Annotated in this window: 9 protein-coding genes; 7 read left to right on the forward strand and 2 right to left on the reverse strand. The window is 72.0% G+C overall.

The genetic code is table 11. The features are described from left to right. Positions 1-85: 85 nt before the first annotated feature. Positions 86-2,650, reverse strand: a complete 2,565-nt coding sequence (locus tag OG875_RS09540) for an ABC transporter family substrate-binding protein (RefSeq protein WP_330173786.1) — start codon at positions 2,648-2,650, stop codon at positions 86-88. Between the two features lie 337 nt (positions 2,651-2,987). Here OG875_RS09540 and OG875_RS09545 point away from each other — a divergent pair, with 337 nt between their 5' ends. From OG875_RS09545 to OG875_RS09560, 4 genes are all read left to right on the forward strand, one after another. Continuing rightward, on the forward strand, positions 2,988-3,227 hold the full coding sequence (locus OG875_RS09545; protein ID WP_330173787.1) for a hypothetical protein: 240 nt from the start codon (positions 2,988-2,990) through the stop codon (positions 3,225-3,227). A gap of 97 nt (positions 3,228-3,324) precedes the next feature. Next, the gene (locus OG875_RS09550) at positions 3,325-4,146 is read left to right on the forward strand and encodes a hypothetical protein (RefSeq protein ID WP_330173788.1); all 822 of its coding nucleotides are present in this window, start codon (positions 3,325-3,327) and stop codon (positions 4,144-4,146) included. A 21-nt stretch (positions 4,147-4,167) separates the two neighbouring features. Next, entirely contained in the window at positions 4,168-6,129 is a 1,962-nt protein-coding gene (locus OG875_RS09555; RefSeq protein ID WP_330173789.1) for a fumarate reductase/succinate dehydrogenase flavoprotein subunit, read from the forward strand. After that, positions 6,126-6,950 carry a succinate dehydrogenase/fumarate reductase iron-sulfur subunit gene (locus OG875_RS09560; RefSeq protein WP_330173790.1) on the forward strand — a complete coding sequence of 275 codons (825 nt, stop codon included), beginning with the start codon at positions 6,126-6,128 and terminating at the stop codon, positions 6,948-6,950. The genes OG875_RS09555 and OG875_RS09560 overlap by 4 nt, the downstream gene beginning before the upstream one ends. A gap of 198 nt (positions 6,951-7,148) precedes the next feature. Here the strand turns inward: OG875_RS09560 and OG875_RS09565 are convergent, their stop codons facing one another. Next, the gene (locus tag OG875_RS09565) at positions 7,149-8,072 is read right to left on the reverse strand and encodes a TetR/AcrR family transcriptional regulator C-terminal domain-containing protein (protein WP_330173791.1); all 924 of its coding nucleotides are present in this window, start codon (positions 8,070-8,072) and stop codon (positions 7,149-7,151) included. Between the two features lie 115 nt (positions 8,073-8,187). Here OG875_RS09565 and OG875_RS09570 point away from each other — a divergent pair, with 115 nt between their 5' ends. The 3 genes from OG875_RS09570 (at position 8,188) to OG875_RS09580 (ending at position 13,567) form a co-directional block, all read left to right on the forward strand. Then, on the forward strand, positions 8,188-9,819 hold the full coding sequence (locus OG875_RS09570; protein ID WP_330173792.1) for an MFS transporter: 1,632 nt from the start codon (positions 8,188-8,190) through the stop codon (positions 9,817-9,819). 105 nt (positions 9,820-9,924) lie between these two features. Next, positions 9,925-10,995: a LacI family DNA-binding transcriptional regulator gene (locus OG875_RS09575; protein ID WP_330173793.1), complete on the forward strand. Its 1,071-nt coding sequence runs from the start codon at positions 9,925-9,927 to the stop codon at positions 10,993-10,995. 1,330 nt (positions 10,996-12,325) lie between these two features. Then, positions 12,326-13,567 (forward strand): sugar ABC transporter substrate-binding protein, encoded by a 1,242-nt coding sequence (locus OG875_RS09580; protein ID WP_330173794.1) that lies wholly within the window; start codon positions 12,326-12,328, stop codon positions 13,565-13,567. Positions 13,568-13,570: the final 3 nt, after the last annotated feature.

The following is a 13,570-nucleotide window of genomic DNA, read 5'->3' on the forward strand; positions in this document are numbered from 1 at the left end:
GCCCGGCGGGCAAGCGCGTTGTCCGGTCTCCACGGTCTGACCTGGTGGTTCTCTCCGATTCTTCTTCTGCGCTACCGCTGTCCTTCTACTCCGTGTCGCTTTCGCCGTCGGTTGCCTCGGCGGTGTCCGCGCCGGTCGCCTCGCGGGACACGGACTTCTTGGCGGGGGCGGACGACTCCGAGCCCGGGGACAGGGACGGGGACGGGGACATCGTCGCGCCGGGCGATGTGGTCGTCGCCGGGGACGCGGTCGGGTTCTGCGGGCCGCCGCGGCCCGACTCCTTGAAGCCGATGTCCTCGTAGCGCGGGGAGGCGAAGGCGAAGGCCCCGGCGTTCGCCACGTCCGGCCGGGCCGCGACCAGTTGCGGGCGCTGGTAGAGGGGGATGGATCCGGCCGCCGCCCAGATACGGGCGTCGGCCTTCCGGAGCAGATCGCGGGCCGCGCCCTCGTTCAGTTCCGACGCGGCCTGGTCGAAGAGCTGGTTGATGTGGTCGGTACCGACACGGGTGTAGTTCTGCTCCACCAGCAGCGAGCCGTCGGAGGCCGGGACGGGCTTGGCGTAGATGGGACGGCCGTCGGTCGCCGGGTACGCGGTCGCGGGCCAGGAGTACAGGGCGAGGTCGTAGTCGCCGGACGCGACGTGGTCCTTGAAGTAGTTGGCGTCGGCGACCTTGCTGATGTCCGTACGGATACCGATCCGGTCGAGCATGCGCGCGATCTTCTCGCCGACGGTACGCAACTGCTCGGACCCGGGCCCGGAGGGCAGGACGAACCGGAGGGTGAGCGGCTTGCCGTCCTTGGCGAGCGAGCCGGGCCGGGCGGGGACGGGCGCGGGCGCCGGCGTCGAGGCGGAGGCGGAGCCCGACGTCGACGGCGACGGCGACTCCGAATCCGATTCTGATTCTGATTCGGAGGGGGCCTCGGAGGACGGGGCCGCCGTACCGATCGGGGCGTACGCGCCCGCCATGCCGCCCGGCTGCCGGTCCTGCGCGCCGAGTTCCGCCTCGGCCGGCCACCCGGCCCGCCGGCTCAGGATCGACGCCCGGAAGGCGGTGCCGGGCGCCGGGGCCATGACCCGGGTGCCGTTCTCGGAGACGGGGGCGGCGCGGCCGGGCTTGTCGTCACCACCGGTCGACGCGCCCGCGCCGGAGCCCGAGTCCGCGCCGGAGTCCGCGCCCGAGCCAGCGTCCGCGCCGGAGCCGGAGTCGCTGCCGTCCTCGTTCTCGGCCAACTTCTCGGACCGCTTCCCGGACCCGTCGGTCTGCCCGTCCGTCGTCTTCTCGTCCGTCCTGCCCTCGGACTCCTTGTCCGTCTTTTTCGTCTTGCTTGTCTTGTCTGTCTCGGCCTCGCCCCCGGCCTTCGTACCGTCGTCCTTCTTCAGCGCGCCGCCCGGTGTCCAGCCCGCGTCGGCGAGCAGCGCCTGCGCCTCCTGGGTGTTCTGGTCCCCGAGCGCGTCACTGCTGTCGGCGTACGCGTGCTGGCCCGCCAGCGCCAGATGGCTGCCGGGCGGGTCGGCGGGCAGGCCGAGCGGCTTCAGCACGGCCTCGGCCAGCGCCTTCCGGTCGAGCGCGCGGGCGACGGCCCGCCGTACCCGCTCGTCGGCCAGCGGCCCGGTCTCCCCGTTGAGCGCCAGCTGCGTGAAGGCGGGCTCCAGGGACTTGCGTACGACGTAGTCCCGCAGGCCCCGCTGTTCCTCGGCGTACGCGGCGACCGCCTCGGCCGGTCCGGGTCCCGCCACCGCGCCGCTGCCCTTGCCGTCGCGGGCCGCCTGGATGCGCCGCGCCACCGGGCTGTCGATCTCGGCGAGGTCGAGCCGGCCCGCGGCGAGCGCGGCGGCGCGCTTGTCGCGTGGCACGGCGCTCAGCACGATCGTGTCCAGCTTGGGCCGCCCGCCCCACCAGCGGGGGTCGCGGACCAGGGTGATCTCGCGGTCCGCGCGGTCCACCTCCTTGATCCGGAAGGGCCCGGCCGTGGCCTTGAGCGAGGCGCGGGCGCCGTCGTTGAAGGAGTTGGGCGCGCCGGTCACGCCCTTCGGGTAGAGCGGGGTGAACAGCGCCCTCCAGTCGGCGTACGGCTTGTTGAAGGTGACCCGGACCTCCAGGTCGTTCGCGCCGCGCTCGATCTTCTGGATGCGCTCGTACCCGGCGTTGCGCGCGGTCCAGAACGCGGAGTCCTTGCCGCTCAGCGCCCGCCACTGGGCGACGAAGTCCGCCGCGCCGATCTCGCGGCCGTCGCTCCACACGGCCTGCTGGTTGAGCTTGTAGAGCACCACCTGCTTGGGCTCGCGCTCGACGATCTTCGCGGACTCCAGATAGTCCGGGTTGCGCTGCGGGCGGCCGTTCCCGTCGAGCGTGAAGAGGGCGGGCAGAACGGCCGCGGCGATCCGTGACGTCGTGCCGTCGGCGTCCGCCTGGAAGGCGTTGAGCGTCGTGGGCACGGTGTCCACGGCCCAGCGCAGTGTCCCGCCGTCGGCGAGCCGGTCCCGCGCGGCCGACCCGATGTCCTGGGCGGCGGACTTCGCCTGCGAGCGGTTCTCGCCCGGGGTGCAGGCGGCGAGTACGGGCACGGCGAGCACACCGGTGGTGAGCAGCGCGAGGGAGCGGATGGTCCGGGAGCATGTCCTCCCGCGTGGGGGGCCGACCTGGGACATGACTTCTCCCTCTTCATCCAGTGTGTGGAACTTCGTCCAGGGTGTGGAATTTGCAGATGATCACACCTATTGCCCACCCACTGAAAGGCACCGGTTCCCGCCGGACGCGGCGACACGGCGACAGGCCGCGCGGGGCCCACCCGTACGGCCCAGCGCGCCCCCGCGGGGCCCCGGAAAGCGGCGGAACGGAGCGGCGCGGAACCGGCGGAGCCGCCCGCGTGTCCCGGCCAGGCTCCGGGGAATCCCTGCACGTCCCTTCACAAGCGGGGATGTGGCGCGCGACACTCGCAGGCGCGTTACCGATGGCATCGGTCCCCTGCGGAAGTGAGGGCACGTCATGTCCCAGCCGGAAGATCCGACCGCACTCCACCGTCGTATCGACGAACTCGCCCAGCGCGTCGCGGACCTGGAACGGATGGTCGGCAGACTGAACGACGCCGTCCCGGCCGTACCGGCCAGGCCCGTGCCCCAGGAGCGCGCGGACGTGGTCACCATCCCGGACACGCCGTACAACGCGGCCCTGTGGACCGACTCCGACGACGAGGGTCTGGGCCTCCAGAACCGGCGCGCCCCCTGACGGGGCCCGCCCTCCCGCCGAGCCTCCCGCATCCGTCCCCCGCCCCTGCGACCCCTCCCCCGTCCGATCCCACACACCACTCCACACGGAGTCCTCGTTGGCAACAGGCACGGAACGACCCCAAGTGAACACGGGCGTGCACGACACCTCGCGTGCCGCCATCCCCGCCCGCCATCTGCGGACCGACCGCTGGTGGCTGGCGCCCGCCGCGACGGCCGCCGGACTGCTCGCCTTCGTCGTCTACTCGACCTGGCGGGCCTTCGGGAACGCCCATTACTACGCGGCGCCCTACGTCTCACCGTTCTATTCGCCCTGTCTGGCGGAGAACTGCGCGCCCATGAAGGGCGGCCCCAATCTGGAGCTGTTCGGGAGCTGGTGGGGCCTGTCCCCCGCGCTGATCATCCTGATCTTCCCGCTGGGCTTCCGGATGACCTGCTACTACTACCGCAAGGCGTACTACCGGGGCTTCTGGGCCTCCCCGCCCGCCTGCGCCGTCGCCGAGCCGCACAAGACGTACAGCGGCGAGACGCGCTTCCCGCTGATCATCCAGAACCTGCACCGCTACTTCTTCTACGCGGCCGTGCCGGTGGCGCTCATCCTCACGTACGACACGGTGCTCGCCTTCCGTGACGAGAACTACGAGTGGGGCCACATGGGCCTCGGCACGCTCCTCATGGTCGTCAACATCGTGCTGATCTGGGCGTACACCCTCTCCTGCCACTCCTGCCGCCATGTCATCGGCGGCAAGCTGAAGCACTTCTCCAAGCACCCGGTGCGCTACCGGTTGTGGGGCTGGGTCGGGAAGCTGAATCACCGTCATATGCAGCTTGCCTGGGCCTCCTTGATCAGCGTCGCCCTCGCCGATTTCTATGTGTATCTGCTCGCCAGCGGGGTCTTCGACGATCCACGCCTCTTCTAGTGCTAGGGAGAGCCTTCAGCAATGACGCAACTCGAACGCGAGCAGTGGGACGTCGTGGTGGTGGGCGCCGGCGGAGCCGGTCTGCGCGCCGCCATCGAGGCACGGGAGCGGGGTGCCCGTACCGCTGTCATCTGCAAGTCGCTCTTCGGCAAGGCCCACACGGTGATGGCCGAGGGCGGCATCGCGGCCTCCATGGGCAATGTGAACTCCGGGGACAACTGGCAGGTCCACTTCCGCGACACCATGCGCGGCGGGAAGTTCCTCAACCAGTGGCGGATGGCCGAACTGCACGCGCGGGAGGCGCCCGACCGGGTCTGGGAACTGGAGACCTGGGGCGCCCTCTTCGACCGCACGGCGGACGGGAAGATCTCCCAGCGCAACTTCGGCGGCCACGAGTACCCGCGCCTCGCGCATGTCGGTGACCGCACCGGACTGGAACTGATCCGTACGCTCCAGCAGAAGATCGTCGCCCTCCAGCAGGAGGACTTCCGCGAATTCGGTGACTACGAGGCCCGGTTGAAGGTCTTCCAGGAGTGCACCGTCACCTCCGTGCTGAAGGAGGGCGAGCGGGTCTCGGGCACGTTCTGCTACGAGCGCGAGTCCGGCCGCTTCTTCGTCCTGGAGGCGCCCGCCGTCGTCCTCGCGACCGGCGGGATCGGCAAGTCCTTCAAGGTGACGTCCAACTCGTGGGAGTACACGGGCGACGGGCACGCGCTGGCGCTGCTCGCCGGGGCCCCGCTGCTGAACATGGAGTTCGTGCAGTTCCACCCGACGGGCATGGTCTGGCCGCCGTCGGTGAAGGGCATCCTGGTCACCGAGTCGGTGCGGGGCGACGGCGGGGTGCTGCGCAACTCCGAGGGCAAGCGGTTCATGTTCGACTACATCCCGGACGTCTTCAAGGAGAAGTACGCGGAGTCCGAGGAGGAGGGCGATCGCTGGTACGAGGACCCGGACAACAACCGGCGCCCGCCCGAACTGCTGCCCCGCGACGAGGTGGCGCGCGCCATCAACTCCGAGGTCAAGGCGGGGCGCGGCACACCGCACGGCGGGGTGTACCTGGACGTGTCCACGCGGATGTCGCCCGAGGTCATCAAGCGCCGGCTGCCCTCGATGTACCACCAGTTCAAGGAGCTGGCGGACGTCGACATCACGGCGGAGGCCATGGAGGTCGGCCCCACCTGTCACTACGTGATGGGCGGCATAGCCGTCGACTCCGACACCGCCGCCGCCGACGGGGTCCCCGGGCTGTTCGCGGCCGGTGAGGTCGCGGGAGGCATGCACGGTTCCAACCGGCTGGGCGGCAATTCGCTCTCCGACCTGCTGGTCTTCGGCCGTCGGGCCGGCGAGCACGCGGCCGGGTACGCGGCGGGGCTCGATGTCCGGCCGGTGCTGGACGAGGACCAGATCGACGCGGCGGCGGCCGAGGCGCTGCGGCCGTTCGGCGCCGGGGAGCCGGAGACGGCGGCCACGGGCGCGTCCGGGACCGGGGCCGGGGCCGAGGGCCCGCCCGAGAACCCGTACACCGTCCACCAGGAGCTCCAGCAGACCATGAACGACCTCGTCGGCATCATCCGGCGCGAGGGCGAGATGGCGCAGGCGCTGGAGCGGCTGGGCGAGCTGCGCGGGCGGGCGGCGCGGGCCGGGGTGGAGGGGCACCGGCAGTTCAATCCGGGCTGGCACCTGGCGATCGACCTGCGGAACATGCTGCTGGTCAGCGAGTGCGTCGCCCTGTCGGCGCTGGAGCGTACCGAGAGCCGCGGCGGTCACACCCGTGAGGACTGGCCGGGCATGGCTCTCGACTGGCGGCGGGTCAATCTGCGCTGCCGGCTCCGGGACACGGCACGGGACCCGTCGGCGGACCCGGCGCTCCCCCGTATCGACCTCTCCCGGAAGACGACCGAGCCCATCCGTCCCGACCTGCTCGACCTGTTCGACAAGGAAGAGCTGGTCAAGTATCTCGCCGAAGAGGAGCTCCACGAGTGAGTGCCAGTACGACTCCGACCACGTCCGGCGCGTCCGGCGCCGCCGCTCCCGCCACCTCGTACGACGCCGCCTTCAAGGTCTGGCGGGGCGACGCGGAGGGCGGCGAGCTGAAGGACTTCACCGTCGAGGTGAACGAGGGCGAGGTCGTCCTCGACATCATCCACCGCCTCCAGGCGACGCAGGCGTCCGACCTGGCGGTGCGCTGGAACTGCAAGGCGGGCAAGTGCGGTTCGTGCAGCGCCGAGATCAACGGCCGGCCCCGGCTGCTCTGCATGACGCGGATGTCCACCTTCAGCCGCGAGGAGACGATCACCGTCACCCCGCTGCGGGCCTTCCCCGTCGTCCGGGACCTGGTGACGGACGTGTCCTTCAACTACCAGAAGGCGCGCGAGATACCGGCGTTCGTGCCACCGCCGGAGGTCGCCGCGGGCGAGTACCGGATGCAGCAGGTGGACGTGGAACGCTCGCAGGAGTTCCGCAAGTGCATCGAGTGCTTCCTGTGCCAGGACACCTGCCATGTGGTGCGTGACCACGAGGAGAACAAGTCCGCGTTCGCCGGGCCGCGCTTCCTGATGCGGGTCGCCGAGCTGGACATGCACCCGCTGGACGCCGCCGAGGAGACCGGCCTCGACCGCAAGCGGACCGCCCAGGACGAACACGGGCTCGGCTACTGCAACATCACCAAGTGCTGCACCGAGGTCTGCCCCGAGGGCATCCGGATCACGGACAACGCGCTGATCCCGCTGAAGGAGCGGGTGGCCGACAAGAAGTACGACCCGCTGGTCTGGCTGGGCGACAAGATCCGCCGCAGGAACGGGTAGGTCTTTTCCGGCGCCCGGTCCGGGACCTCTGTCCGGGTCCTTGCGCGGGCCCCGGTCCTTGTCCCGGTCCCTTGTCCGGGTGGTGCGCCGCTGATCGCGGCGCACCACCGGGCGGGGCCCGTACCGCTGACGCCGTTGCTACGGCTACGGCTACGGCTACGGCTACGGCTACGGCTACGGCTACGGCTACGGCTACGGCTACGAGGAGCGTTCGATCAGCGACGCGATGCCGTCAAGCATCCGCTCCAGGCCGAACTCGAAGAGCGTGCCGAGTTCCAGGTCGAACTCGCCGTCCCCGAAGAGACTCGTCAGCACCGGGAACGCGCCGCCGAGCTGGACCGGGTCCAGCCGTGACTCGTTGGCGGCCATCCACTCCTCGGCCGTCATCCCCGTGTCCTGGCGCGCCTGCGACTCCAACTCGACCGCCATCGCGACCCCTTGGGCGTACCCCAGCAGGGCGAGATGGACATGGATCATCCCGTACGGCGTCAGGCCCAGTCCGCGCAGCGTCCCCAGCGTCCGCTCCGTGTAACTCATCGCGTGCGGCGAGGCCATCGGCCGGGTGAGCCCGGCCATGGCCCGCGCCAGCCACGGATGGCGCTCGTACTGGCTCCACAGCCAGCGGACCTCCCGTGTCAGCCGGGGCCGCCACCCGGCGGGCTCGGGCCCCGAGGGACCGCCGCTGAACACCTCCTCGGACATCAGCCGCACCAGCTCGGCCTTGTTGGGGACATGGCGGTAGAGGGCCATCGTGGACGTACCGAACTCCGTCGCCACCCGCCGCATCGAGAGCGCGCCCAGCCCCTCGGCGTCGGCCAGCGCGATCGCCGCCCGCACGACGCGGCCACGGCTGAGCCCCTCCCCCGGGGCCGCGCCCCGGCCCCGGCTCCGGTCGGGCTCCGCGACCACCGTGCCCACGCCGGGCACCGCCCGGACCAGCCCCTCCTGGTTGAGCGCGGTGAGCGCCTTGGTCGCGGTCGCCATGGCGACTCCCCACTCCTGGGTGATGCGACGGGTCGACGGCACGCGGTCGCCCGGGGCGAGCTCCCCGGAGGCGATACGGCGGCGGAGCGCGGCAGCGATACGGAGGTACGGCGGGAGGTAGGGCGGATCGACGGCCATGGACCCACCGTACTAGTGCGCTCCGACCCCCGACTCCCCGCACGGACAGGGCATCGGGGCCGGTGCACTAGGCAGCTGTTTGCCCCGTACGCGCGCAGCCGATTACGTACCGGTCATGGAGAACTCACACGCACCCGGCCGCGCGGGCCGCAAGGAATGGATCGCCCTCGGCGTCCTGATGCTGCCGCTGCTCCTCGTCTCGATGGACATCTCGATCCTGTACTTCGCGATCCCGTACGTCAGCCAGGACCTGGCGCCCAGCGCCACCCAGCAGCTGTGGATCCTCGACATGTACGGCTTCGTGCTGGCGGGGCTGCTCATCACCATGGGCGCGCTCGGCGACCGGATCGGGCGGCGCAAGCTCGTGCTGGCGGGCGCGGCGGTCTTCGGCGCGGCCTCGGTCGCCGCCGCGTACGCGTACTCGGCGGAGACGCTCATCGGGGTACGGGCGCTGCTCGGGCTCGGCGGCGCCGCGCTCATGCCGTCGACGCTCGCGCTGATCCGCAACCTCTTCCACGACCCGAAGCAGCGCGGGCAGGCCGTGACGATCTGGACGGGTGTGATGACCACCGGCATCTCGCTCGGGCCGGTGGTCAGCGGGCTGCTGCTGGAGCACTTCTGGTGGGGCTCGGTCTTCCTGATCAATCTGCCGGCGATGGCGCTGCTGCTGGTGCTGGTGCCGTTCCTGGTGCCGGAGTCACGGTCTGCGGCGGGCGCGGTGAACGGGGCGGACGAGGCCGGCGAGGAGCGGGAGCCGTTCGACCTGGTGAGCGCGGGTCTCTCGCTCGCCGCCCTGCTCACCTTCATCTACGGCGTCAAGGAGTGGGCCCGCCACGGGCTCGCGCCGGTCCCCGCGCTGGCCGTGGTCGTCGGACTGGCGCTCGGATACACCTTCGTACGCCGCCAGAAGCGGCTCGACGAGCCGATGATCGACCTGGAACTGCTGGGGCGCCGGGCCTTCGGCGGGCCCGTGTTCGCGAACGTGCTCGCGATGTTCGCGACGGTCGGCACGGCCGTCTTCCTCACCCAGTACCTTCAGTCGGTGCAGCGGCTGAGCCCGTTCGAGGCCGCGCTGTGGAGTCTCGTACCCGCGTCCGGGGTGCTCGTGGCGGCGCCGGTGTCGGCGGTTCTCGCGCAGCGGATCGACCGCGCGTACGTGATGGGCGGCGGCTTCGTCCTCGCGGCGGCCGGCTGCTCCTGGATGACCCAGATCCGCACGGACTCGCCGCTCTGGTTCGTCCTCGCGGCAGCCGCCGTCTACATCGGCGGGCTCGTCGCCGCCATGACCCTCGCCAACGAACTCGCCCTCGGCGCGGCCCCGCCGGACCGCGCGGGCTCGGCCGCCGCCGTGCTCGAATCCGGCCAGGAGCTGGGCGGGGCGCTGGGCATGGCCGCGCTCGGTTCGATCGGCGCGGCGGTCTACAGCCGGGACATGGCCGACGCGCTGCCGGCCGGGGTCGGCGGGGCGCTCCCGGGCGGGGACGCCGACGCGGTACGGGAGACGCTGGGCGGCGCGGCGGCGGTGGCCGCCCGGCTCCCGGCGGAGGCGGGCGCGGGTGTGCTGGAGTCGGCGCGGGACGCGTTCACCCACGGGATGGGGCTGGCGTACGCCGGCGCGGCCGTCGTCATGGTGGGCGCCGCGGCCTACTCGTTCACCGTGCTCAGAGGCACGGCGGGGCGCGCGACGGGCAGCGGCAAGGCCGCTCCCGAACAGGGCGACCTTGCTCCCGCACAGACGGGCACCTAGAGTGAATGCGCTTACACGCGCCCCGGCGCAGGTAAGCCGAGGCCCACTGGAGAGCGAAGAGCCGGAAGCCTGAGGCCGACCGGCGAGATCGGACGGTCGGATCGTTTGAGTGCCCCCACTGTGTACGACGTGGCCGAGCGGTCCGGCGTGTCCATCGCGACGGTCTCGCGCGTCTACCGCAACCCGGACTCGGTCCGCGCCCAGACCCGCGACCGCGTCCTGGAGGCGGCCCGCGCCCTCGGCTACGTACCGAGCGGAAACGCCCGGGGTCTGGCCAGCCGGACCACGGGCGTCCTCGGACTCTGCTTCCCCGACTACGCGGACCCGGACGCCGAGACCGACGCACAGGCCGAGGCGGACGCCGAGGCCGACGACTCCGCGGCGATGCTCTACTCCGACCAGATCATCCGGGGCATGGAGCGGGCGGCCCGGCGGCACGGGTACGCGCTGCTGATCGCGGCCTCGCTGGTCGGCGGTCCGGAGAGCCTGGTCGCCAAGGTGGCGGGGCGCGTCGACGGATTCGCCGTGCTCGCGAAGACCGTGCCCACCGAGGACCTGGAGGTCATCTCGCGACGGCTGCCGGTGGTGATGCTGGCGGGACCGCGCGAGATCGACCATCTCGACCACATCGAGGTCGCGAACTCCGACGGCGAGCGGGAACTGGCCCGCCACCTCATCGCCGACCACGGACTGCGTCGGCTGGCCTTCGTGGGCGGTGAGCGCGAGTCGCCGGACGCGGAGGCCCGCTTCCGCGGCTACCAGGAGGCGTGCCGGGAGGCGGGACTGCCGGTGACCGGCGAACCGGACCTGCGCGCGGAGATGATGACCCGCGCCGAGGGCGAACGGACGACGGACGCGCTGCTGGACCGGGCCGGGCCGGGCGAGCGGCCGCAGGCGATCCTGTTCGCCAACGACCAGATGGCGATCGGCGCGCTGCACGCGCTGGAGCGGCGCGGCGTGCGGGTGCCCGAGGAGATCGCGGTGACCGGCTTCGACGGGATCCCGCTGAGCCGGATCGTCCGCCCCTCCCTGACAACGGTCCGCCAGCCGATGCGCCGCCTCGGCGAGGAGGCTGTCGACCTCCTGGTCCACCGCCTCCGCGACCCCGCACGCGACCCGGTCTCCCTGATGCTCCCGGTCTCGGTCGTCCACCGCGCGAGCTGCGGCTGCGGCTGAGCCACGGGGCGAAGGTCGAAGGGGCACCTTCGAGTACTGGCCGTCGCCGACGGCACGGTTCTCGGCAGAGCCGCCCGCGCACTCCTTGCCGGCGCCCGCAGCGTCCTCATGATCTAGGCGGCTCCGCTTCCGTCGCAGGAACGGGTCGTACGGCGCCGATCGGGTGCGGCGTCCCGTCGGGTCACGGGGGCGGCGGGGGTGCGGTCGCCGGGCGCACGGGGCATCCGGTCGGCGCGCCCCGAGCCGCGAGGCTGCCGTACGGGCGTCCCGGCTTACCGGGCCGGGTCGGGCCGGATCGGGCAGGGGCCGGATCGAGCCGCCCGGCCCCGGCGTACCCGAGGCACCCGGTCACCCACGAACCAGCCGCCGGGCCACCAGGCGCCCCCGGTCACGGCAGGGCCGGACCCCGCCGCCGGGCCGCAGGTCTCCCGCCGTACCCACCCACACCCCCGCCGCCGGGCCGCAGGTCTCCCGCCGTACCCACCCACACCCCCGCCGCCGGGCCGCAGGTCTCCCGCCGTACGCGTCCCCGCACCCCGCCGCCGGGCCGCAGGTCTCCCGCCGTACCCACCCACGCCCCCGCCGCCGGGCCGCAGGTCTCCCGCCGTACCCACCCACGCCCCCGCCGCCGGGCCGCAGGTCTCCCGCCGTACCCACCCACACCCCCGCCGCCGGGCCGCAGGTCTCCCGCCGTACCCACCCACACCCCCGCCGCCGGGCCGCAGGTCTCCCGCCGTACGCGTCCCCGCACCCCGCCGCCGGGCCGCAGGTCTCCCGCCGTACCCACCCACGCCCCCGCCGCCGGGCCGCAGGTCTCCCGCCGTACCCACCCACGCCCCCGCCGCCGGGCCGCAGGTCTCCCGCCGTACGCGTCCCCGCACCCCGCCGCCGGGCCGCAGGTCTCCCGCCGTACCGAGCACCCACGCGCCCCGCCACCTTCGGCCCTGGTCGCAGCAGAGCCGGGCCCCGCCGGCCAAGCTCCCCCTCAACCGGCCAGCCGGGCCCCACCCGCAAACCGCCCATCCAGGAACCGCCCCGTCGAGAACCGCCTCGTCGGCGCACGCGTCGAAACCGTTCCGAGGGGCAGACGCCCGGATGTCGAGCGGTTCGCGGAGGCTCCGGCCCTTCGCGGCCGGCCGCGACCGGAAATCCCGCATCCGGTTCTCCGGCGCCCACAGCGTGCCCGGCCTGCGGAAACGGGTCTCCGGCCGACCGGCCCGTTGTACGAGTGTGACTCAAGCCTCTTGCGATTCGCGGAACACCTGTACCAGAGTGATGTATGCGCTTACAGGCAGCGCATACATCGGAGAGCTCAAGGAGGAGCCGCCCCATGCATCGCACCGCCAGAACCATCTCTGCCGCCATCGCCCTCACGATGGCCGCCGGAATCACCGCATGCGGAAGCTCCGGAGGCGCGGGTGTCGCCGCCGACAAGAAGCAGACCCTCACCGTGTGGGCCATGGGCACCGAGGGCGAGAAGCTCGCCGACGTGGCCGAGGCGTACGAGAAGGCGAACCCGCACATCACCGTCAAGGTCACCCCCATCGGCTGGGACGTCGCCCACCAGAAGCTGGTCTCCGCCGCTGCCGCCGGCACCCTGCCGGACGTGACCCAGATGGGCAGCAGCTACCTGGGCGAGTTCGTGGAACTCGGCGTCCTGGAGCCGGTCGACACCAAGACCTTCAGCAAGGACACGTTCTTCCCCGCCGCCTGGGAGCAGGGCGTGGCGGACGGCGAGGTCTACGGCGTCCCCTGGTACGTCGAGACCCGCGCCCTCTACTACCGCACCGACCTGGCGAAGAAGGCCGGCCTCACCAAGCCCCCCGCCACCTGGCCCGAGCTCCAGCAGGCCGCCGCCGCCTTCCAGGAGAAGGCCGGCACCAAGTGGGGCCTCCATCTCCAGCCCAGCGGCCTGGACGCGGTGCAGAGCCTGTCCCCCTTCCTGTACTCGGCCGGCGGCTCGATCGTCTCCGACGGCAAGGCCACCATGGACAGCCCGGAGACCGTGAAGGCCCTCGCGGAGTACGGCACGTACTTCGAGAAGGGGCTCTCCAACAAGACCTTCACCCCCGGCTACGACGTCCTGAAGGACTTCAACAGCGGTGATGTCCCGATGTTCTACTCCGGCCCCTGGAGCATGACGGGCATCAAGGACAACTACCCCGACCTCGAAGGCAAGTGGGCCATCGCCAAGGTCCCGGCCGAGCAGACCTCCGCCTCCATGGCCGGCGGCTCCAGCCTCGTCGTCTCCAAGGACAGCGAGCACAAGGAAGCGGCCAAGAAGTTCCTCACGTACCTGACCGGCACCGAGGGCCAGGCGGACTGGTTCACGCGCTCGGGCGACCTGCCCGCCAACACCAGCGCCTGGGAGTCCGGCAAGCTGGCCGCCGACCCCCACTTCAAGGTCTTCCGTGAGCAACTGGAGACCGCCGAGTCCTGGCCGGTCCTGCCCAAGTGGACCGAGATCTCCTCCAAGGCCGACGAGGCCATATCCGAGGTGACCCAGGGCAAGGAGTCCGCCGAGGACGCCGCCAAGAAGGCACAGTCCGAAATCGAAGGGCTTGTGGAGTAGTCG

Source organism: Streptomyces sp. NBC_01498, from assembly GCF_036327775.1.
GTDB lineage: Bacteria > Actinomycetota > Actinomycetes > Streptomycetales > Streptomycetaceae > Streptomyces.

What these genes read in the sequence shown, in the direction of transcription:
- OG875_RS09540 (WP_330173786.1), bottom strand. Translation starts at nt 2,650, where the DNA reads ATGTCCCAGGTCGGCCCCCCACGCGGGAGGACATGCTCCCGGACCATC.
- OG875_RS09545 (WP_330173787.1), top strand. Translation starts at nt 2,988, where the DNA reads ATGTCCCAGCCGGAAGATCCGACCGCACTCCACCGTCGTATCGACGAA.
- OG875_RS09555 (WP_330173789.1), top strand. Translation starts at nt 4,168, where the DNA reads ATGACGCAACTCGAACGCGAGCAGTGGGACGTCGTGGTGGTGGGCGCC.
- OG875_RS09565 (WP_330173791.1), bottom strand. Translation starts at nt 8,072, where the DNA reads ATGGCCGTCGATCCGCCCTACCTCCCGCCGTACCTCCGTATCGCTGCC.
- OG875_RS09570 (WP_330173792.1), top strand. Translation starts at nt 8,188, where the DNA reads ATGGAGAACTCACACGCACCCGGCCGCGCGGGCCGCAAGGAATGGATC.
- OG875_RS09580 (WP_330173794.1), top strand. Translation starts at nt 12,326, where the DNA reads ATGCATCGCACCGCCAGAACCATCTCTGCCGCCATCGCCCTCACGATG.